General features: G+C 42.8%; 21 protein-coding genes. 7 read left to right on the top strand and 14 right to left on the bottom strand.

Going from position 1 to position 22,576, the window contains the following annotated elements:
- Positions 1-9 precede the first annotated feature (9 nt).
- The 4 genes from pyrE to PCRYO_RS10415 form a co-directional block, all read right to left on the bottom strand.
- Positions 10-714, bottom strand: a complete 705-nt coding sequence (gene pyrE, locus PCRYO_RS10400) for an orotate phosphoribosyltransferase (RefSeq protein ID WP_011514351.1) — start codon at positions 712-714, stop codon at positions 10-12.
- A gap of 71 nt (positions 715-785) precedes the next feature.
- Positions 786-1,781 carry a hypothetical protein gene (locus PCRYO_RS10405; RefSeq protein WP_011514352.1) on the bottom strand — a complete coding sequence of 332 codons (996 nt, stop codon included), beginning with the start codon at positions 1,779-1,781 and terminating at the stop codon, positions 786-788.
- An 85-nt stretch (positions 1,782-1,866) separates the two neighbouring features.
- On the bottom strand, positions 1,867-2,706 hold the full coding sequence (locus PCRYO_RS10410) for an SDR family oxidoreductase (protein WP_011514353.1): 840 nt from the start codon (positions 2,704-2,706) through the stop codon (positions 1,867-1,869).
- Positions 2,707-2,755: 49 nt separating this feature from the next.
- A complete protein-coding gene (locus tag PCRYO_RS10415) occupies positions 2,756-4,843 on the bottom strand; it encodes an Lnb N-terminal periplasmic domain-containing protein (RefSeq protein ID WP_226939362.1) in 2,088 nt (695 codons plus the stop codon).
- 217 nt (positions 4,844-5,060) lie between these two features.
- Here PCRYO_RS10415 and ampD point away from each other — a divergent pair, with 217 nt between their 5' ends.
- The 3 genes from ampD to PCRYO_RS10430 all read left to right on the top strand — a co-directional run bounded on the left by ampD (position 5,061) and on the right by PCRYO_RS10430 (position 8,100).
- Positions 5,061-5,651: a 1,6-anhydro-N-acetylmuramyl-L-alanine amidase AmpD gene (gene ampD / locus PCRYO_RS10420; RefSeq protein ID WP_011514355.1), complete on the top strand. Its 591-nt coding sequence runs from the start codon at positions 5,061-5,063 to the stop codon at positions 5,649-5,651.
- Between the two features lie 161 nt (positions 5,652-5,812).
- Positions 5,813-7,363, top strand: a complete 1,551-nt coding sequence (gene murJ / locus PCRYO_RS10425) for a murein biosynthesis integral membrane protein MurJ (RefSeq protein WP_011514356.1) — start codon at positions 5,813-5,815, stop codon at positions 7,361-7,363.
- A gap of 122 nt (positions 7,364-7,485) precedes the next feature.
- The gene (locus PCRYO_RS10430) at positions 7,486-8,100 is read left to right on the top strand and encodes a hypothetical protein (protein ID WP_011514357.1); all 615 of its coding nucleotides are present in this window, start codon (positions 7,486-7,488) and stop codon (positions 8,098-8,100) included.
- 39 nt (positions 8,101-8,139) lie between these two features.
- Here the strand turns inward: PCRYO_RS10430 and PCRYO_RS10435 are convergent, their stop codons facing one another.
- The gene (locus PCRYO_RS10435) at positions 8,140-8,775 is read right to left on the bottom strand and encodes a GNAT family N-acetyltransferase (RefSeq protein ID WP_011514358.1); all 636 of its coding nucleotides are present in this window, start codon (positions 8,773-8,775) and stop codon (positions 8,140-8,142) included.
- Between the two features lie 255 nt (positions 8,776-9,030).
- Here PCRYO_RS10435 and ribF point away from each other — a divergent pair, with 255 nt between their 5' ends.
- A complete protein-coding gene (gene ribF / locus PCRYO_RS10440; protein ID WP_011514359.1) occupies positions 9,031-10,074 on the top strand; it encodes a bifunctional riboflavin kinase/FAD synthetase in 1,044 nt (347 codons plus the stop codon).
- A gap of 114 nt (positions 10,075-10,188) precedes the next feature.
- Here the strand turns inward: ribF and PCRYO_RS10445 are convergent, their stop codons facing one another.
- The 4 genes from PCRYO_RS10445 to PCRYO_RS10460 all read right to left on the bottom strand — a co-directional run bounded on the left by PCRYO_RS10445 (position 10,189) and on the right by PCRYO_RS10460 (position 15,327).
- Positions 10,189-10,428 (bottom strand): DUF2789 domain-containing protein, encoded by a 240-nt coding sequence (locus PCRYO_RS10445; protein WP_011514360.1) that lies wholly within the window; start codon positions 10,426-10,428, stop codon positions 10,189-10,191.
- 293 nt (positions 10,429-10,721) lie between these two features.
- Positions 10,722-11,705: a malate dehydrogenase gene (locus PCRYO_RS10450; protein WP_041753599.1), complete on the bottom strand. Its 984-nt coding sequence runs from the start codon at positions 11,703-11,705 to the stop codon at positions 10,722-10,724.
- Between the two features lie 297 nt (positions 11,706-12,002).
- Positions 12,003-12,662, bottom strand: a complete 660-nt coding sequence (locus tag PCRYO_RS10455) for a ribonuclease T2 (protein ID WP_011514362.1) — start codon at positions 12,660-12,662, stop codon at positions 12,003-12,005.
- 457 nt (positions 12,663-13,119) lie between these two features.
- A complete protein-coding gene (locus PCRYO_RS10460) occupies positions 13,120-15,327 on the bottom strand; it encodes a lytic transglycosylase domain-containing protein (protein ID WP_011514363.1) in 2,208 nt (735 codons plus the stop codon).
- Between the two features lie 475 nt (positions 15,328-15,802).
- Between PCRYO_RS10460 and miaB the strand changes: the two genes are divergently transcribed.
- Complete coding sequence (gene miaB, locus PCRYO_RS10465; protein ID WP_011514364.1) at positions 15,803-17,296, top strand: tRNA (N6-isopentenyl adenosine(37)-C2)-methylthiotransferase MiaB; 1,494 nt, start codon at positions 15,803-15,805, stop codon at positions 17,294-17,296.
- A gap of 105 nt (positions 17,297-17,401) precedes the next feature.
- On the opposite strand, the gene PCRYO_RS10470 is transcribed toward miaB, so the two are convergent.
- From PCRYO_RS10470 to PCRYO_RS10485, 4 genes are all read right to left on the bottom strand, one after another.
- Entirely contained in the window at positions 17,402-18,151 is a 750-nt protein-coding gene (locus PCRYO_RS10470; RefSeq protein ID WP_011514365.1) for a LysE family translocator, read from the bottom strand.
- Positions 18,152-18,253: 102 nt separating this feature from the next.
- Positions 18,254-19,504, bottom strand: coding sequence for an acetylornithine deacetylase (gene argE, locus PCRYO_RS10475; RefSeq protein ID WP_011514366.1), 1,251 nt, complete (start codon positions 19,502-19,504; stop codon positions 18,254-18,256).
- 34 nt (positions 19,505-19,538) lie between these two features.
- Complete coding sequence (locus PCRYO_RS10480) at positions 19,539-20,036, bottom strand: nucleoside deaminase (RefSeq protein WP_011514367.1); 498 nt, start codon at positions 20,034-20,036, stop codon at positions 19,539-19,541.
- 96 nt (positions 20,037-20,132) lie between these two features.
- A complete protein-coding gene (locus PCRYO_RS10485; RefSeq protein WP_011514368.1) occupies positions 20,133-20,786 on the bottom strand; it encodes a UPF0149 family protein in 654 nt (217 codons plus the stop codon).
- Positions 20,787-21,000: 214 nt separating this feature from the next.
- Between PCRYO_RS10485 and PCRYO_RS10490 the strand changes: the two genes are divergently transcribed.
- Both PCRYO_RS10490 and PCRYO_RS10495 read left to right on the top strand, forming a co-directional pair.
- Complete coding sequence (locus PCRYO_RS10490; protein WP_011514369.1) at positions 21,001-21,444, top strand: hypothetical protein; 444 nt, start codon at positions 21,001-21,003, stop codon at positions 21,442-21,444.
- 107 nt (positions 21,445-21,551) lie between these two features.
- On the top strand, positions 21,552-22,010 hold the full coding sequence (locus tag PCRYO_RS10495) for a cell division protein ZapA (protein ID WP_011514370.1): 459 nt from the start codon (positions 21,552-21,554) through the stop codon (positions 22,008-22,010).
- Between the two features lie 94 nt (positions 22,011-22,104).
- Here PCRYO_RS10495 and PCRYO_RS10500 read toward each other — a convergent pair whose 3' ends face one another.
- Positions 22,105-22,431: a hypothetical protein gene (locus PCRYO_RS10500; RefSeq protein WP_041753234.1), complete on the bottom strand. Its 327-nt coding sequence runs from the start codon at positions 22,429-22,431 to the stop codon at positions 22,105-22,107.
- Between the last annotated feature and the right edge of the window lie 145 nt (positions 22,432-22,576).

The raw sequence follows: 22,576 nt of genomic DNA on the forward strand, positions 1-22,576 counted from the left end.
TTCGATTAACTATACGCCATATTGACCACGGTAATGCTGCATTTTTGCAAGTTGGGTTGCATTTTGATTCGAATGACCACCCTCTGCCAGATAGCTGATTAAGTCGTCAATATCGACAAGGGCGCGCACTGGAACGTTTAACGTTGCCGCCAGTTCCTGAATTGCCGAGCGCTCTGCTAAGCCTTTTTCCTTACGGTCAAGCGCCACAATAATACCAGCAACATGTGCGCCTGCTTGTTTTAAAATCTCAACCACTTCACGCATCGCTGTACCAGCGGTAATGACATCATCCAATACCCAAACCGCCTTGCCACTGACGTCAGCGCCGACCAAATTACCACCTTCACCGTGTGTTTTGGCTTCTTTACGGTTGTAACCCCAGTTGGCATTGATACCATGATGTAACCATAAAGCCTGTGCAGTTGCTGCCACAAAGGGAATACCCTTATAAGCGGCACCAAAGATAACCAATTCTTGTGCGCCTTTACCCTCATTTGTAGCAGCCATCTGTTCAGCTAAGGCATCTGCATAACCACGTGCTAATAGCGACAACATCTCACCTGATGCAAGCAGACCTGCATTAAAAAAATACGGACTAATGCGACCAGACTTTAAGACAAACTCGCCAAACTTTAAGACTTGGTTGTCTAACGCCAGTTGAATAAAGGCATGAGATGAAAATGGGGCATTGTTAGCGTATTGGGCATGGGGCATTAGAGAATTCCTATGAACAAAAAGAAAGGTTTAAAAATGATTATCATGACGCGCATTATAGGCGTTGGCGCTTAACTTGACCAACCATTGATATCATAATCTTGCATATTGGGATATCGGGTCAGAAGACCGCAACGTGAAGAGAGATCAAAATAACAGTGACCATCACGACTCACTTGAATGTTCCAGCCCAAATGATGAGCGGCTATGATCACATGCCCTGCAAAAATTCGAATTTGGCGATAGGCATGCCGCTGAGCAGGCTCACAGATACTCTGACTGAGTAAGTAGCTGCGTATATGCTGGCAAATTTGCGCGGCACTATAACTATGGTTGATACTTTTGCGGCGGCTGCACTGCTTTAAAGCATGAACAGCAACGCTACACGCCATAATATCAGTCGCTAAGCTGCCCTCACCTAACTCGAACTGCTGCGGCTGCAGTATTACGTGCCAGTCATCAGCATACATACTATTTAAAAGCTCATCAGGGTTATAGCGTTTGGTCAGGGTGCGCAGAGATAGTGCAGCAGATACTTTGGTTTTAGCATTAATATCTTTATCACTCTCTTTGCTCTCTGTCTCTGAAAATCCATAACGATTCAATCTTGGATACGCCCGAATTGCTTGTTGAATATCTGACATATCTAGTAAAACCATCTCATTTAACGACGACATTAATGGCTGCTCGCTCTGATTGTGATAAAAACTATCAGGCAGCGCTATCAATTTAGCAGCGTTTAGTAATGATAAATGTTCTGCTAATGCCTCTGACGCAATAAGCGACCATTTTGACAAGCTGTCCTTATCAGGCTGATAAAAACGGGCAGCATTGCCATATAATCGGCGTAATTGCCCATTTAAGCGTCGCGCTGGTTCTGGAATATCTGTCAGCGGTCTTGCAGGATCTAATGGCACTTGCGTCGGATCAAAATTAGGATGGACAATCGCAGGCTGGTCACTACTGAATAAAACGGCTGATTGCACCGCATTATTATTTGCAAACTGACCCTCTGCCACAAGATCAACACTGAATAAACCTTCATCAGAAGTAAAAGGCTGGGTCATGAAATCTCCCTAAGTGAGTGCTATTATAAAACAGCACTCATGAACAATATATTTGAAAACGTATTTAAGCACTATAGCTAATTTATTAATTCTGATGACGCAAAATATCTTCATATCCCATTTGCCAATCAGGATACGTCAGCCACGCTAACGGAATATTGCTATGTAGGCGCTTTCCGGTCATGGCGCTATTCTTATCATCAAGTACTGGCAGCGCTTCACCCAGTTGCTCACATAGCCAAGTGGTCAGCGTAAAGGACGTCACTGGCAAATAATCGGTTGCAATATAAACAGGCTTTGGTACCTCTATCGTCAGTACCTTGGCGATAATATTGACCAAATCAGAGTCCATAATGCGATTGGTCCACACGCCAGCTGCTATCGGCTTTTTCTCTGACTCTTGAGCTTTTCGCACACGCATTAAGCGCTCGCGCCCATAAATACCACTTGGGCGGATGATAATTGTTTTATTATCAAAACCTTGTTTCAGCATTTGCTCTGCTTGCAATATCACCTGTGATGCTTCGCGTTTAGGCAGCATCGGCACGGTATCTTTATCGATCCATTCACCGTTATCTTGCCCATAGATGCCAGTTGAAGAAATAAAAACAATGCGCTGAAGATTGGATAGTTTATCCGCAAGCAACGCTAAATGCTGGTTAATCGCCAAGTAGCTACTGTGATAACCATTGGTTGAGTACTCATCAGGGGTGACGATGATAGCAATATGAGTAAAGTCTTGCAGTTGCTCAGCGCTAAGCGTCAACGCATCTGCTTGCATAAATTTGGCATTATCGCTCAATGCATAATTTTGACGTTCACGACGTGCCAGCCCAGTGACTATTAAGCCATCTTGCGCAAGCTTATTGGTCACTGGTAATCCAATGTCACCTTGACCGATAATTAATATATTATGCGTATTCATCATAATTCCTGCCTGCCTTTGAAGATGCTGCTAAAAATACTGGTGGCTGCTAAAAATAACGTCGATATGACAGCTGTACATCGTCATTGGCATCAATGCGATCTTGCCATTCATAATTGGCATTGATACGTAATGCTTGTTTTTTATCGATATCGTATTGCAGCCCTAAGCTTGATATCGGCTGCCAATAATGACCGCGCACATTAGAGTCGTCGCTGCTGCCATGATACCAATATGGCAATTGCAATTCAGCCTGCGCACGTAACTGATTGTTAATCTGATAACGACAGCCAGCGTTTACGCCTGCGCCGACACGAAAGCCTTTATTAATACCACGCCCCGTTTGCGCGGTACCTGCCAAAAAGGTATAACAAAGCTGTGGCGGCATCTCGCCCGTCCCTGCACTAGGCGTTCCAAACGCCCATGACCAACCAGACTCATAGCCCAAGCTTCCAACTAAATGATCGGTACCGTCTTGCTGCGAGCCATCGTTTACACGCGTGGCCTCTATACTCGCGCCCCAGGTTTTGCCCTTCTTAGCCGAATTGACAGGGTTAAAAGAACGCCCTTTAATCAAAGTCAAATTCTGTAACACCACACTTTTTGGCTGATTGGCTTTATCAATATCTGTGTCATACAAACGCACAGTCGCAGAAGCACCTTCTAAATCAAAGAACTGCGGAAAACCAGAAGGATGATCAAGGGTATCGTGATAGCCTGCGCGCGCGCCAAGATCGATGTAATTATTATCGCCGCGCTGACCGATACCAATACTGCCCATTTGCAGCGAATGTCGATTGAGAGGATTGGTATCTGAGACCGCAATCTGGTGAGGGAGTAACGTCTGACCATCAGCTGACATGCTCGAAACTTTATTGAGCTGGGCCGACTTAATCTCATTAAGCATCTGTTTGGGGTTGTTATGGTAGCCGAGCTGCTTACTCTCCTGTTTGACTTTGTTCAATTGTGCTTGGCGTAAAGTACTATCAGCCGGCGTATAATTGGTGCTAGCAAGAAAACCTTCTTTGTTCAGCAGCTGTACCACATCTGATGGAATAACGGCATAAGGCAGCTGACTTAATAAATGCTGCTCTGGACGTACCACATCTATCAGGCGCAAAATCTCAGAGGCGCAATTGTCAGAGGTAAAGTAATAGGGCAATTTTAACTCTTTGGTTTCCCAAACGTGCAATATGATTTGCTGTACTTCCTCTGGGGTCAAATCCAATTGATATGTCCACGCATCACGCTCATCGTCTTGCAGATATTTAGCAAGCTTTTCTGGATAAGGGTCAATCTCGATCAGATTGTTATAGCCGCCCGTCATAGATTTGATGGCATACAATACAAAGTTATCTTTGGTATCGCCATCGACCGTATCATTTAGCGCATAAGCATGATGAATTTGGCTTAGATCAGCCACACTTGCTTTTGAATCGATACGCAACAAGGTATGCGCAAAAGCAGACAGAGGATTGTCTAAGTACTCTTGGGCAAACATAATAGACAGCTGCTCAGGGGCAAGCTTTTGCATCCAAGCTGTCAGCTCTGGACAAGTTACCTGCATCGCTGACTTATCAATAGCCAAGGTATCACTTAGCCATTTTGCTCTTGCTGGGAAACGGCATAGCGCAGAGTTGCTATTACTAGCTTGGGCAGTATTATTAGTTTCAGAATTATTGGTTTTATTAGCCATCTCATCAGCAAAGGCAACAAGCATGGCATCAAGCTCAGCACCTGAATCCTCACGCCCATTTGAGCTCAAAAAGAAGCGAGCATCATCGACCGCACTGATATTTTTATTTTTGCCAAACAAGCCTTTTTTCTCATCAGAGAAATATAATAAGCGGCGCCACGTCGTATCTTGGGCAAGATTTTTTGTCGTTGACTGCTCACGCCATAGATTTAGCAGCTGATTTGCATCTGTTTCGGCTTTAGCCTTGTTAGTATTAGTATTGGTATCGGTATTAAGTGCAAGCTCACCAGTCGTAACCAGTGATGCAGGCGTTGGTAAAAATGCCTGGGCTTGCACAGTTAGCAGCAGTCCAGCTATCGCCAGTGGCAAACGTGCACGGCAGCTAAGCTGTATTGGCGTACCATCTATCGCAATACGATTTGAAACTGAGTGTATGGACATAAGTAAAATCTCGCACTGTAAAGGTGATACGCTTATCACGTGATGGACGTTCATTAAAAATTTGAACATTTATGAGTAACAATAGACTTTTAGCAAAATATTATTGACATCTCTCTTGTTTATACTGAAATGACGATATATTTGCTATTTATTTATACCAAATTTACGATAAAACGCATTCTTCTGCTGATTAATAACCACGATAAAAGAGAGCATTATGTCTATAGCATCATCAATGACTATCAACGAGGGTCAATTATCTGCCGCCACGTGGCTTGCATCGCCAAACACTAATAAAAGACCTGAACATACCAGCATTGATACAATTGTTATTCACAATATTAGCCTACCGCCTAACGAGTTTGGCGCGTGCGGTTCTGATGCCAACCACTACGTCAAAGCCTTGTTCACCAATCAATTAGACTGGGACGCCCATCCTTATTTTCAGACAATAAAAGGCGCTGAAGTTTCCGCACATTTATTTATCGAGCGTGACGGTACTATCACCCAGTTTGTGAATTTTAACGAGCGTGCATGGCATGCCGGCAGGTCGAGCTATCTTGGTCGAGCCGAATGTAATGATTATAGCATTGGCATTGAGCTTGAAGGGTCAGATTTTGTGCCCTTTAGCGCGGCGCAGTATGAATCATTGGCAAAAGCAATCGTCGCAATCTATGACGCGTATCCCAAAACCCGTCGGCATCTGACTGGTCATAGTGACATTGCACCCGGGCGCAAGACTGACCCCGGTGATTGTTTTGAATGGACGAAATTGCGTGAAATGGTAGCCCGCCTTCTTGAGGGCTAAACCTTATTTCAATGAGGATAAAGTCTCAAGAAATAGAAGAATACATATTCCATATTCAATGCATTTACCTAGGTTATGAAAGTGCTATAATCTGACAGTTTTTTTGACTCTCGTAAATCAGCAAGCAACCATCACTAAACAAATTGGCATAATAGGTTCTCATGGCAAAAAGTCGGTTATTTCGTTCAACCATGGTAGTCAGCAGTATGACCATGCTATCTCGTATTTTAGGTCTGGTACGCGATATCGTATTACTAGGTGTCTTTGGCGCTGGCGGTCTGATGGACGCTTTCTTGGTCGCCTTTAAGATACCGAACTTTCTGCGACGCCTGTTTGCTGAAGGCGCATTTAGTCAGGCCTTTGTACCTGTTTTATCTGAATATAAAGAAAAATATAGTCTACGAGAAGTACAGATATTAGTCAGTCGCACGTCAGGCGCGCTGATGTTAATTTTATCGATGCTGACCGTAGTGGTTATTTTAATGGCACCGTGGGTCGTGACTTTATTTGCGCCCGGTTTTGCTGATCAACCTGATAAGTTTGCGATTACCGCTGAGCTGTTGCGCCTAACCTTCCCTTACTTATTATTTATCTCCATGACCGCTTTTGCCAGTGGCATTTTACAAAGTTACGGACGTTTTGCGGCACCAGCCTTTGCACCTGTATTACTCAATCTGTGTATGATTGGTGGCGCGCTGGTTTTTGCACCTATGTTTGAGACGCCCATTATGGCGCTCGGTTATGCGGTCGCTATCGCCGGTTTATTACAGCTCCTACTGCAATTGCCGCAGTTATCCCAGCAAAAACTACTGGTGATGCCCAAAATCGACTTCCAGCATGAAGGCGTCAGACGCATATTAAAGCTGATGCTACCTGCTATCTTTGGGGTATCGGTTACTCAAATTAATCTGCTATTAAATACTATCTTTGCCTCTTTGATGATTGGCGGCTCAGTCTCGTGGCTATATGCCGCTGAGCGTATGAGCGAGTTACCCCTTGGTTTAATTGGTGTGGCAATTGGTACAGTCATTTTACCAAGCCTATCAAAAAGTGAAGCCCAAAAAGACGATGTCAGTTTTAAAAAGACCATCGATTGGGCAGCTCGCTTAATTATCTTAGTCGGTGTACCTGCATCGGCAGCACTGTTTATTCTGTCTGACGTGCTCATGCAAGCGCTATTTTTACGTGGCGAATTTACGTTACGTGATGCGCAAATGAGTTCGCTTGCGCTAAAAAGCATGGCGGGTGGCATCTTAGGCTTTATGTTGATTAAAGTCTTTGCCCCTGCGTTTTTTGCTCGTCAAGATATCCGTACGCCCGTCAGAATCGGTATTATTTCCGTTTTTGCTAATATGATCTTTAGTGTTATCTTCATTGGGATATTTTACTTCCTTGAGATTCCATTGCATGGCGGTCTGGCACTTGCGACGACTGGCGCATCATTTGTGAATGCAGGCTTACTGTATTACTTCTTGCATAAGCGTGATATTTTCCGTTTTGGTAGTCACTGGAAAAAACTGTTTGCGCAGTTTGCAATCTCTACCAGTGCCATGATCGCCGTGCTTTATGTCATGCTACCGTACTTTCCAACCGATAAGGCACAGTGGCAACGTTTGGTTGCGCTGCTGATTATGTGTGTGGTCGGTGCGCTGGTTTACGGCGGAGTATTATTAGCAACAGGCTTCCGTCCTCGCCAACTCAAACATGGTTAAAAGGGTGTGATAAATTATTGGTTTACCAAACCAAAACAAGCTCAATATGAGAATTGACAGTGCATACTGCTGATAGTTGCCATAATGGCTTATTGTTAAATTACTCAATATTAAGGTTTTATATGACTACTCAGCAGCTTGCAGCTCAACGCTTACCTATGATTTTTGCGACCGGTCTACTCAGTGCTGGACTATTAATAAGCGGTTGTAGCGATAATAACAAGGTAGAGACCCAGCCAGCAGACGAGACAACAGACGGCTCATCTGCCATAAATACTGTTAATAGCACGGATGATGTTGATAGTACACCTGATGTTAATAAGACTGATAGCATAGCTAACAGTGATACGGCTAAGACAGATAACGACATCGTCAGTCAAGATATCAGCCCTATCGCAGCCGCAGTGAAAGAGCCAAGTATATTAACCAATCGAACCGAAGCAGGTACGCCAGAAAATACCGTAAAACTAGCACTGGATACATTATATTATGGCGACGTTAAAAAAGCGGCGTCATACTATAAAGTCGATATGGAGAATTTCGCTGAAGAGTTAAAAAATACCCAGTTTGCCTTTAAGCAGACGGTTGAAGCGGTCACTATTATTGATACCAAGTACAATAGCGATAAAACAAAAGCCACGGTCACAGGTGAGCTAAGATTAAAAGGTCAAAGTGAGCCTGCGCCTTTGGCTTATGAGCTGCAAAAAATCAATGGTGAATGGAAAATTTTGGGGTAAAAAATGCTTGTTTAAAGCAGGAATGTCACCATAGCTATCTTAGATATTATTGTCATTATCTAGCACCCGTTTACCCAGCATCACCACATCAGCGATAAATCCATCCATATCACAGACTTGTGGCATCAACCCCCATTGCTCAAAGCCAAGCTTACGAAATAACCCCAAGCTTGGCTGGTTATGGGCAAAAATAAGCGCTGCAACATTACGAATACCGAGGCTTGGCGCTTGCTGCAACATCCAGCGAAGCAATAAACTACCTAGACCTCGACTATGATAGTTATTATGAATATAAATGCTGATCTCGCTACTAATATGATAAGCCGGACGCGCATACAAATCACTAAAGCTGCCCCATGCGACAATTGACGGGTGTTTTTTATGCATATCGTCTTCCACAGCTATATCTATCATTCTAACGACATAGATAGGTCGTGTTGCACTCTCGATATGTTCTACAAACCAAGCTGCCCGCTCTTCATAAGTCACTGGTTCTAGATTGGCTGTTGCCTGCTTACCAGCAATACTTTGATTATAAATGGCTAAAACTTCAGATAAATCATTTGCAGTCGCATACTGCACCATAAATGTATCGCCAAACTTATTCGTCAATATAGGCAAATTAGCCCGATCAAAAATAGGTTTAGAATGTGGGTTAGCTGTTATTGCAGACATAGCACCTCCGTAATGGGTTATTCATCGTTAATAGTTTGATCACCCTATAAAGCGATATCTAGGTAGTCAAACAAGCTTCAGTCAGTAAAATAACTGTGATATAAAACGGACAATACCGTTCTGCCATTATCAGCAGACTATAGGATGTTAGTCTGGCTATTTTACTTTATAATGGCTGATTTTAAACACATCGATTTTATATCCAAATGTGTTTTTCATTTTTTATCTGGTTTCATCTATCATAGCTGAACATTTATGAATACCTATTTTCTTGAGCAACTGCTGGCGTCTTCAGACGCTTCGCCTACCAATACCAACCCAGTAGCTTTAGCGCCCTGTGTGCTCACTATTGGCAATTTTGATGGCGTGCATTTGGGACATCAAGCGATGCTTACTCAAGTGCGCGAACTTGCAAAGACGCGTAATCTTGGCTCTGCCGTGATGATATTTGAGCCACAGCCAAGAGAGTTCTTTGCTCCTGCTGCTGCCCCAGCCCGTTTAACCAATCTTGCTGAAAAGCAAGCGTTGCTAGCAGAATATGGCGTTGAAACCTTGATTGTGGCAGGCTTCGACAACGAATTTCGCTCATTATCAGCGCAGGCATTTGCAGATATTTTAGCACAGCGTTTAAATGTACAAGCCTTGGTATTGGGTGATGATTTTAAATTTGGGCATGATCGTACTGGTGACAGTCAGTTTTTACGCGATTATGGTTTGCATGTGACCAATCTAGATACGATTACTGACGATAATCATAAAGCAGCACGCATCAGCTCCACTCGTATTCGGGATCTCTTATTGGCAGGTGATATCAATGCGGCTAATGCATTACTTGGTCGAGATTACGCTATTACTGGCACGGTCGTTGGCGGTGATAAAATTGGTCGCACCATGGACTTCCCGACTGCTAATATTGACCTAAAACGTATTAAGCCTGCCTTACATGGTATTTTTGCGGTCGATGTGGTTAGCCTAGATAATGATGGCAATGTTATACCAAGCGATTTAGTCAGACGTGCAGATGATGGTCATAAAGGTATAGCAGGTTTGCAGGCACACAGTTTGTTTGGTACTGCTAATATCGGCACTAGACCTTCCGTCGACAAAACCCATGATTGGCGTTTGGAAGTACACTTTCCACAACTGCAAGCCGACTTATATGGTTTAACCTTGCAGGTGCGTTTTTTGCATTATTTGCATGGAGAACGCCATTACGAAAGTTTGGATGCGCTAAAAGAAGGTATTCATCATGATGTACAAGAATTGATTGAATGGCGAGACAAGCAAACGGACGGTTAAGTAGTGACCCTTTTAAGCAAATCATTGATAAATAAAAACCCACAACCTTTAAAGTTGTGGGCTTTTTAATGGCTGGTTTATTATCAGGATATTTTTTATTGCCTAACTGATAACTTACGCCTGTGGGTGCAAACGTACATTCAACTCATCAATCACTTCTACCCACGCTGCATCTTTTTCCCATTCTTCTTGTAGGAACATACGTTGATTGTCATTCCAGATACTGGCTTCTATCAATTTTTCTTCTTTTGCTAATTGATTGTTTTCAATAAAATGATCAATCGCTTCGTCTGAGCTCTCAAGACCCAACTGAGCAAACAGCTCATTCATATTATATTCAGGTTCGCCTAACATACATTTTCTCCTTAAATGGCAAAATTTACTTATGCTTATTATTTAAATTAACCTGATTATTGTAGCAAGCTTTATAGTAATAGCTGTTAATCAACGTTTGTCTAACGTTATCAATTGTATTAACCTTTAAGCATTATGCGGAAATAGGCATCACAAGTAGGCTATTTATTGATAAAACATAAATAATGCTGACAGCACGCTAAAATTCAAACAAAAAAAGCCCTCATGATAAATGAGGGCTTTTTACTTAGTGCTAAATATAAACAGCCCTAATATGACAATAGCCTAAAAGCTTACGGTAATAAGTGTGCCACTGCATCACGCTCTTCGCTCAGCTCTTGCTCAGTGGCTGCCATTTTCTCTTTTGAGAAATCTGATGACACATCAACACCATCTACGATAGACCAATCGCCGTTAGCACAAGTTACTGGGAATGAGTAAATCAAACCTTTAGCAATACCGTACTCGCCGTTTGAATAGACACCCATAGATACCCAATCATTCTCATCAGTACCCATTACCCACGTGCGTACATGTGCGATAGCCGCGTTGGCAGCAGAAGCAGCAGATGATGCACCGCGTGCTTTGATGATTGCAGCGCCACGTTGTTGTACTTCTGGGATATAAGTACCTTCATACCATGCGCGATCAACCAAGTCTAACGCTGGTTTGCCATTTACAGTGCTCGCCGTCAAATCAGGATACTGAGTTGATGAATGGTTGCCCCAGATGATCATTTTCTTCACGTCATTAACCGTGCTGTCAGTCTTGCCAGCTAACTGTGCCATTGCACGGTTATGATCTAGGCGAGTCATGGCAGTGAAGTTACGTGGATCTAAATCCGGTGCGTTACGCTGAGCGATAACAGCGTTGGTGTTAGCAGGATTACCTACTACTAATACTTTAACATCACGGCTTGCAACATCATTCAATGCTTTACCTTGCGCTGAGAAAATCGCAGCATTGGCTTCTAGCAAATCCTTACGTTCCATACCAGGACCACGAGGGCGTGAGCCTACGAGTAACGCATAATCGACATCTTTAAAAGCCACGGTCGCATCATCGGTTTGGACGACACCAGCCAATAATGGGAATGCACAGTCTTCTAATTCCATGACCACACCCTTTAGGGCGTCGAGTGCTGGAGCGATTTCAAGTAATTGCAGAATCACTGGCTGATCTTTGCCTAGCATCTCGCCAGAAGCAATACGAAATAACATAGCATAGCTGATATTACCAGCGGCACCAGTCACGGCAACGCGTACAGGCTGTTTCATTGACATTGAATACTCCCTAATTATTGATTAGATATTCACGATTCTAATTGGTGATTATCGATTTAGATAGCGACTTACTCGCTGAATGCTTACTAGATTACTATAGTAGTCATAAACCGAGAGCTAGTGTAGCACTTCAGTCTATTAAGCGTCTAGATAAAGCAAGAAACCTATCCCTAACTATATTGTTACATTTTATACGATGATATATTTGCAATTTATATAGCAGGATAGAAATAGGTTAAACGTAGGGTATGCGATGTAAAAGGAGAGATAATCAAACCAGACAAAGACGGATTATTTACCGCCTGAAATAACGAATTTACTGCCACAATTGTCCACGACATTATGACAGTTGCCAAATTCACTGCCTTCATAACAGACATGTACATCCGTCAATATCATTTGACGTTGCGTACCTGCCTGACAAATCAGATCGACACTAGCAGGAGTCATACCACTATTTAAGCTGGTCATTTGACCGATAAAACGAGATTTTAATACCGTATAACTATTGCCCGTGTTTAGCTCATTTGGCAGCTTGAGAGCGCCCGCATAGTTAGTGATTTGGCGGAAGTAATTACTGGAGCTTAATGGACTACAAGCGCCATAACGTTGCCACGCTTGGGTACGCACTGTGGTATCGGGCATAATACGGTTGACGACTTTTAGCTGTAGCGGTGTGATACGCGGTTCACTACCACGTCCGCAGCTTTCCCCATAACCCATGTCTAAACCTGACACAGTCAAAGAATAGCCTTCGAGACACTGACGCATACGTGAACGCGTTGGTTGCAAGTTACATAATGCTGGTGTCATCTCAATCATCAGCACGCGATGACCACTTTTACTCGCGTTAGCCGCTTGGGCAGACATAGCCATTGTCCCTTGCAACAGTAGCAAAGTGGCGATACTAAAAGCTGTCCAACCGCTATAGTTATACTGTTTACTTGTCATATTGTCACTTACGTACTCTGATATCACTGTTTTTTGGCATCAAGCCCAGTTTGGTTTAAAGAGTTAACCGATGCCTAGCGTGCAACGATATAGGCAGATTGAGGTATTTTTATTATGTGAAGGTAAAGTATTGAGTAATTATAAAAATCAGCTTTTGCAAAATAGCTTCTAGATTCGAGTAGTATTACTCAAATTGGCTAATTAAGCTCCAAGCATCGATTGAGTACCTCAAAAACACCTTGTGAAAAAATCACTCATAATGACAGCAATGGTAGCAAAAAAACTCTGTTAATCTATAGCAAAAACGTAAACATGCATGATAGATGAATCATCTATGTTGACCATTGTCATTATTAAAAAAATTTGGTCGTCAAAATACGATTGCTAAGCTAACAAATTGCAGCTGTAAAAAAACCATTAACCTTTTATCGTTAATGGTTTTTTACTATTACTCAAATTAAAATGCGGCAGGTACGGTACCCATACGCTGAGTGATTGGCTGACCATTACCCAATAAGCTGCTATAGATGGTGGCATTTTCCATCACATGTTTGACATAATTCCGTGTTTCAGGAAAAGCAATAGACTCAACGTACTGATCCGCTGCCAATGAGCCATAGGTTGGCTGCCAACGCTTGGCATTGTTTGGACCAGCATTGTAGCCCGCCGTCGCCAATACAGGCTGACTGTTTAGCTTCCCAAAGATATCACCCATATACCATGTACCATAACGGATATTGGTATCACCGCTATTGGCACGACTTGCGCTATATGTCTCGCCCAAATTGCGAGCAATATATTTTGCGGTATCTGGCATGACTTGCATAAGTCCACTTGCGCCGACATTTGAGCGCGCAGAGGCTACAAATCGGCTCTCTTGACGCATGATGCCATATGCCCAAGCGGGATCGATACCAGCCGACTGGCTATAGCGTACTACAGCATCTTGGTGCGGCATCGGATGCGATATTGCAAGACTATTGACGTTGTCAGTATTGTCAATGGCATATATCGCACGGTCTAGCCAGCCCATATCATAGGCTTGACGCGCTGCTGCAATGATTAATTTTTCATCACGGTTATCACGTGCTTTTTTGACCGCCCAGTTCCACTCACGATTGGCATAAGCTCGGCTGGCATCAGCGTTATATAACGCAAATGCACGGGCAAAATGTTGATTTTGCATGACGCGCGCACGATCAGCGCTACTGACATTAGGTAAATTACTACCACCCAAACGGCTGGCATCAAAACGTTGACCAACTTTTTCCTTTGCCATCAAACCATAATATTCGTTACTTTTAGCGAGATTTTGATACATTTTCTTAGCAGTATTGCGCTTGTTGCCATCATTTGACTGCTCATAAGCGCGTGCCAACCAATACTGCCATTGATTGGCTTTTTGGGTTTCGGCATCCATTCTTGAGATGGCTTCGACCACATCATCCCAGCGACTAAAACGAATCGCTGCCATGGCATAATATTCTGCTTCTTCAAAACTAAAGTCACTGTCTAAGCTGTTACGGAACCAGTCGACGGCTTCAACGTTAAAGCCATCATCGGTATTGTGATTCATGCGCTGTACACCAAGAGTACGATAAGCTGCGCGGCGAGTATCATCGGTTAACAGTTTGGCTGAACGCTGATTGTCTTGCTTTATATCAAACTCTAACTGCAACGCCGCCTCACGATAAGACTTTTCGGCGACACGTCCCATCGCATAAAGATACAAATATTGATTGGTTTGGCTGGCAGGTTCGCGGGCGAAACGGCTAAAGAACGATGATGGATTAAGCTGGATGTCACTCAGTGATGCATAAGGAATGGGCATACCTAAGCGCGAAGATAACGCCATGATATCACCGGTTTTGCCTTTACGCAGCATACGTTTGAGGCGAGAGACTCTCTCTGGATTGCTAATTAAGGCATTGTTATTCATCTCAAGCGCTAGCTGATCACATAGAGCTGGCTGTTTTTTGGTCGTCAACCAGACATCAGACTTCGCTGCCATAGCACGCATGGTATCGCCGCCATTATTAAACCCAAGCGCAACGGCGCACTTCTCACTGTCATCGGCATTGGTGATCAGATTTGCCACTTGGCGCACGGCAGCATAATCATTTGAACCCGCTTTGGTTTCAGCAAAATCAGCGGCCAGTTTTTCTGCCATGACCGTATCTGGATATTGGCGCACAAACTGCGACACTGCCGCAGGGCTTTGCGAATTCAAATCTACATTCATCCGCCAGTAAGTAGGATACATGGCAAATAAGCCACCGCTCATAGCTTGCTCATAATTATAAAGCGCATTGACATCACCGCGCTCTGCCGCAATGGCTGCTGCGGTGAATGAACCCACCCCATTGTCTGGTTGATAAGCATTGTTTTGTTGAAAAGTACTTTGTTGAGAAGTGTTTTGTTGACTGTTTGGTTGATAGCCATCAGGCTGATAGCGCTCTACTTGATATTTGCCTTGTTGCTCAGAACTGCCGCTCTCACCCCATGTCAATTCTGCACAGGCTACTTGCGAAAAGCCCAAAGCACCGACAGCCGCTGCCAAGCTCAGCGCGCTTTTTTTAAGCGTCATTTTTTTAGAACTCTTATGTGTGTCATTTTGATAGGTGTTTTTATCAATCATATCAGGAGCAACCTGCGGCTTTTTCATACTGACTCTCTTTTATAGTGGGTCTTATATAATTGGTCTTAAATAATATTTTAAAAAGGCTTTTAAAAAAGTGACTCTAATCAAATGATTCTAAAATATAGGTTTAAAAAATACATTCCTAAATTGATATTTTAGACAGATAGAAATCAGGATTTATTCAATGACGCTAATAGGATGACATTCATCATACTATACTCGTTGCACTTTCAACCATAAGCTTTACTTTTCATTAATAAATTGGATAGCACCGCGTAACACGAAGGTGGTATTGCGTACAAATCGGCATCAATCATTATGTATCTTAGTTATAACCAAATAATCATCGATAAGCAATTGATACTATTATAAATAACCCAATCTACTTATAATAATGAGCAGACGCTAACTTTTCACATTAGCGCGGGGTTGTGATAAAATATGTCACCTGTTAATCGGCTAGCCCGCTATATTTTTGGTCAATCATGGACTTATCCTTATGAGTGTTACTGTATTCAATCCCCGCATCGATGACGCTGCTGCCTCTGACATTACCGCTGTCACGCCTGTGATCACCGCACTCAATGAACTAAGTTCAGCACAAGCTCCTGTCGAAAAAGCAGCTACCAAAAAGGTGTTTGTCACCACCCAAGGCTGTCAGATGAATGTCTATGACTCGGGCAAAATGCTTGATGTGCTTGGTGACTCACATGGCATGGAAGTGACGCATAATATCGACGAAGCCGATGTACTGCTGATGAATACTTGCTCCATTCGCGAAAAAGCCCAAGAAAAAGTCTTTTCAGAATTGGGTCGCTGGCGCAAATTGAAAGAAAAACGCCCTGATCTTGTTATTGGTGTTGGTGGTTGTGTGGCTTCGCAAGAAGGCGATAACATTCAAAAGCGCGCGCCTTATGTCGATATGGTATTCGGTCCGCAAACGTTGCACCGTTTGCCAGAGCTGTATGACCAATCGCATCAACAGCGTGAGATTGCGCCTAAGAACCGTATTGGTACGGTGGATGTATCCTTCCCAAGTATCGAAAAGTTTGATTTTTTACCAGAGCCAAGAGTAGAAGGATTTAAAGCTTTTGTTTCCATTATGGAAGGCTGCTCTAAGTATTGCTCATTCTGCGTCGTGCCTTATACACGTGGTGAAGAATTGTCACGTCCACTGGACGATGTATTGGCTGAAATTGACAGCTTAGCGGCACAAGGTGTGCGTGAAATCAATCTACTCGGTCAAAACGTTAATGGCTATCGCGGCGAAAAAGACGATGGCAGTATTTGCCGTTTCGCAGAACTCTTACATTATGTGTCACACGTCGATGGTGTTGAGCGTATTCGTTATACAACCAGCCATCCGCTAGAGTTCACTGATGATATCATTGACGCTTACGCGCAACTGCCAGAGCTGGTATCACACTTGCATCTGCCTGTACAAAGCGGCTCAAATGCGATATTGGCAGCAATGAAGCGCAATCATACGATTGATGTTTATATCAATCAAATTAATAAGCTCAAAGCCATACGCCCTGATATTCACTTATCAAGCGACTTTATTATTGGCTTTCCAGGTGAGACAGATCAAGATTTCCAAGATACGCTGAACTTGGCAAAAGAGTTAAACTTTGATCACTCTTATAGCTTTATCTATTCTAAGCGTCCAGGTACGCCAGCAGCAGAACTACCGGACGATGTGAGCTTCAAAACTAAGAAAGAGCGCTTGGCAGAATTCCAAAAAGTTATTATCGACTCAACGCTTGCTAAAACCCATGAGATGGTCGGCACCACGACTCGCGTATTAGTTGAGCAAGTCGCCAATCGTCATCCTGATTGTTTAATTGGTACAGCAGACAATACCCGTACCGTAATGTTCCCTTACGATGTTGATAAAATGGATGAGATGTTGGGTAAAATTGTGAGTGTACGTATTACTGATTTTGTGAGTCCGCACATGGTAAAAGGCGAGATTGAAGCAGTTTTAGCTTAATCATTGTTGCAAATAAAACAGCCAAAAAAGCCGTTCACTATTCAATAGTAAACGGCTTTTTTATGACTAAACATTAGCCTTTATATGAATAACTAATAGCGACTTTTAAATCATAAAACTATTGAACACATCAGCTAATAAAGCGGCTGCAATTAATATAAATATAATGCCGCAACCACGATTAAGCCAAGCTAAACGCTTACCAACATCTAACCACCCTGCCAGCTTTTTACCGCCTAATGTATATATTATCTGCCAAATCGTCTCACTGAGAAACAGTCCTAAGGTAAGCACAATATATTGCGGCCATAGTGGCGCACCAAAATTAATGAACTTAGGAAAGAAGGCAGCAAAAAATAAAATCGCCTTTGGGTTAGAAAGTGATACCCACATCCCTGTGCGAAATAGCATAGCATTACTAGGTGCCATCTTGACCGCAGCACTAGAGAGCGAGCGCGGCTTGAGTGTCTCAGATTTATGAATGCTATCAGTGCGATTTGAGCTTGTTGTTAACTCTGCGCTAATTTCTTCGCTCATAGCATTGGCGTCATTCATTAAGCTACTATTGCTGCCACTATCACGCCACGATGCAACACCCAAATAAACAAGGTAAAGGGCACCGACTGTTTTAATGACCGTCAATAACCATGGTGACTGACGGCTAATGACATCCAAGCCTAGTAGCGTTGAGAGCAACAGGATAAAGAGCCCAAGACTGAGACCTGCTAGCGTCCATAATGTCCGCTTGACTCCGTAATTAATCCCATATTGAAATGCCAGTAGCATATTCGGGCCCGGTGTCGCTGAGATAAAAAACGTACTTGCAAAAAATACCGCAAACAGATGCCAAGACATCAACCAACCCTTACTTTTTTATTTTAAACTGACTGAACGAAAAAATAAACACCGCCATAAAGACGGTGTTTATTATACCAACCACGACCTAAACCTTGCGGTTTATTTATCCATAGTACAACTTTCTAATAGACGCTGTAAGAAGCTATCACAGCGCTCAATCTCATTTAACTTAACATATTCATCGGCTTTATGCGCCTGCTCAATACTGCCGGGACCACAGATAATCGTTGGGATACCGCTATTAGTAAACTGCCCGCCTTCAGTAGCGTAAGCAACTTTATGGCGTTGAGTGTCACCTGTCAGTGCTGCTATCAATGCTTGTAGCTCGGCACTATCATTATCTGTCATTGCCGGTACGCTTTCTTCTTGTGTCAGCTCAATGCCGGTATCGGCAGCGCGCGCTTGCATTTGTGCGCTTAATTCTGCAACTTTTGCTTGAATCGGTAGCAGAATGTCGTCCTGCGTCATATGTGGCAGGTTGCGATAATCAAAGGTGAACTCACACAAATTGGGCACAATATTGGTCGCTGTACCACCTTGTATGGTGCCCACAGACAATGTCGAATAAGGGACATCGAACAGTGCATCATTATCATCACGATGGCTTATTTCTTCTGCCAAGGTATCAACATAGCCAATCAAACGACTGGCATAACTGATGGCGTTTACACCTGTTGCTGTTAATGATGAGTGCGCAGATTTGCCGTGGACGCGGCAGCGATAAACAGCAATACCTTTATGCGCCACGACCATTGCCATATTGGTGGGCTCACCGACGATACAATAATCAGGCGTAATACCGCGAGCTTTTAAGTCTGCCAAAATTAATGGCGCACCCAAGCAGCCAACCTCTTCATCAAATGACAATGCCAAATGAAGAGGACGACTCAGCTGACCACTACTCGATAACTTCACCGCTTTTGGTAATAAAGTTAGCGCACACGCAATAAAGCCTTTCATATCGCAAGCACCGCGTCCATATAGCTTGTCACCACGAATCGTCGCAGTAAATGGCTCTGATGTCCATGCTTGACCATCAACTGGTACGACATCAGTATGCCCTGATAGCACCAAACCATGATTGATGATATCAGCACTGCTATTAGCATTACCACCTGCTGCTACGGTGACAAATAAATTGGCTTTATTTTTGGCATCATTAAAGGTCAAATCTACGCTTAAGCCTAATTGCTCACAATAGCGTTGCACGTCTTCAATCAATGCCAAGTTTGAATGGCGACTGACCGTATCAAAAGCAATCAGCCTTGTAAGCCAGTCAATGCTATTCGATGGATAATCAGTATCCATTACAGCGTGAGATAAGCCATCAGTACGAGTTGATACAGTCATAAAAAATCCTTAATACGATAAAGATAAAAAGAGCTTAGCGTCTTTGAAATGCACGTTGTTGCAGCATTTTTACTTCTGCATCTAATCCAGCAATCGGACCTTCAACTGGCACATTTGGTGCTACCTCTTGAATACTTAATGAATTGATTGGTGATGAAGATTTTACACCCATCTCCTGCATCCATTCATCCAACTGTTTTGAGGAGCTAACATAAACAATGCGACCAAGCCCTGACCACGCATGAGCGGCGGAGCACATAGCACAATGCTCACCGGAAGTATAAACCACTGCTTGCGCACGCGCTTCAGCCGTCATATGCTTTGCTGCCCATTGGACAACAGCAATCTCAGGGTGATAAGTAGCATCGACGCTATTGGCGCGATTACGGTCTTCGTGCAACACTTGACCATCACCAGCGACCAACACACTCCCAAATGGCTCATCACCTGCCTCTAAGGCTTCGGTAGCAAGCTCAATAGAGCGGCGCAAATGGATCATATCATCGGCTTTATCATCATTCCCAGTTATCATCTCAATCTCCCTTTTATTACCTTATAGCAAATTACAGTCCTTTATTAGGCTTTATATTACTCCATATCTTACCAAACCCTTTATGACGGATCTGACTTACGATGGATGATTCTGATTCATCACATCAATGACAGGTGGCATCGGTTTTGACACCTTACCTTCTGATTGTAACTCTTTAGTGGTTTTGGCATCGATAGCCAGTCCCGCAATCAACGCAATGTCTTTCACAGGCTTACGCTGACGAGTGGCAAAGCTCACTGGTACCATACGGGCAAATTCATAAATGTACAAATAAGACTCTTCGCCGCCTTCAAAATCTTCGTCGTCTTCTAAACGAATGCCACCAATTTTTGCCAAATCAGTAAGCATCTCGTTTTCTTCACTGCTCAGACGACAATCAGTGATACCAAAACCTGTCATAAAACCATTTGCCCACTGTTTCAATGCCATTACGCGCTCGTATAGGTCATGTTCATCATCTGGCACAAGCGGCGTATAGGAATAAGCATCATCCTTGTCTTTTAGCTGAAATACGGTGTCTTCGGCTTCTTCAGTCAGCAAGGTCAACGCTTCGTCAGGTAATGGCGCAAAACTCAATTCTTCAAATACCTTGGCCCATACCTGTTCATCAGGCGCGTCGCAAGCAGTCATCAGCCCCGTCATTAGACCATGTACCTCACTGATAGACACATCAGTCCAGTCGTCAAAAGCCTTTAGCCACGTATTCCAGCCAGAGATATTGTCATTCATAATAGATGTCCTAATAATTGATGGTTAATGATTGCTTATAAAATAAAATCAGTACAATGTTATCGATGAGGCAGTGATTCATAAAAAATAAAGAGATCAAGCCCAATGCTGGTAATTACTTTGTTGGTATAGATATTATGCGGTCACCTATGGCATTATTAAACGTAGACAACAACATTCATTTACGCTTATTTGTTAAGGATAAAAACTGACTATGTATGACCAACTTAGAATATTAGAAAAAATGATACTCGACATCAAAAAACAGTATCAGCTTGTCAGTGCTGAACTTAGCAGTCTCAAGCAACAACCATTAACCGACCCGAAAGAACTGAGCGCCCTAAAAACTAAGTTAGATAGCAGCTATACAGAACGCGATGGTGCCAAAAAACAATTTAATGATCTTGATAAACGCTACCAAAGCTTGGCTGAAGCGCACCATATGATCGGTGAAGAGCAAGATAAACTTCATAAGCAGATTGAGCTGCTAGCACAACAAAACCATGACCTAAAACAGCATAATAATGAATTAAAGCAGCAGTATAGCGATATCAAGCAGCAAAACAGTGACTTAAAAAAGAAGAATGAATTGGCAGCGGAGCGTACACAAGTGGTATTGCAACGCTTAACCCGTATTGATCAAACAGAAAGCCAGTAGTGTCTTATAGTCAAAAGTTAGCACTATTTTCGTTAATGAAGCTCACAAACGCTCACGATGACAGCATCCCTCTTCCACTTTATTGACCAGACATTGTAGGATTTATCATGACCGACAACCATAACAAAATCATTGAAAAACAGAAAAACAGCCCAGTAAAGAATGCTCAAGTAGAAACCAACCAAGTAAAAAATAGTCAGGCACAGAAAACTGTATCAACTAATGCAGATACGCAAAGCAGCCCCACTGCTAAAGTAAATAGCGCACCTGAGCCGCAAATCAAGAAAGTCGATATTGCGATTGCTGGCATTACTTATCCTATCTACTGCCCAGTACATGAACAAGAAGAGTTGCGTTCAGCAGTTTCTTATATCAATGACTATGCGCTAAATTTAAAGAGAGATGCACCAAGCCTTAGCCAAGAAAGCTTATTGGTACTATGCTGCTTAGACTTATATGAGAAAATCCAAACTCATGAAAGAAATGAAGAAGATCGCGGGCAACAGGACAAGCAATCTGTAGCTCTACTGAATAAAGTCATCCAAGATGCCCACTCTATTTTATAAGCCAATGCAGTTCTTGATACTTATAAATATATCAAACGCTTAGTTTATGAAACTAAGCGTTTTTTATGATCATTAGATAATGCTGTTTTTAGACTTATGGCTGATAAACCTTACCTGCATGAAAATCTGCTTGGTGCTCATAATTGCAAAAGAACAGCTCACCAGATGCTGATTTATCCATAATCTCTGATCCCATGTTGGCACCAGCATCAGCGCTGACATCAATCGTTTTAGCGTTAATATTGCTTTCAAGCACGCCACGATATTCAGCCAAGCTATTGCCACAAAAGTCACACTGACGCGGTGTAATAACATCGCCTTTTTTGGGCATCATGCTTTTGGGCGCACGCGGGTACATGAACTTATAAAATCCCCACATCGAAACCCAGATAATGATGATGATAATAATAACAGCTAACACGGCAGCGCTCCTTCAAATATGGCTGAATACATTATAAACGCAACGCTTCAGAATAATCATATAAAAAACTGGCCACATTGAGCCAGTTTTTATTTTATAGAATACATTATTTAGCCGTTATAGTGACTAAGCTATCAGGGACCAA

The sequence above is a fragment of the Psychrobacter cryohalolentis K5 genome (assembly GCF_000013905.1).
In the GTDB taxonomy this organism is placed as follows: Bacteria; Pseudomonadota; Gammaproteobacteria; order Pseudomonadales; family Moraxellaceae; genus Psychrobacter; species Psychrobacter cryohalolentis.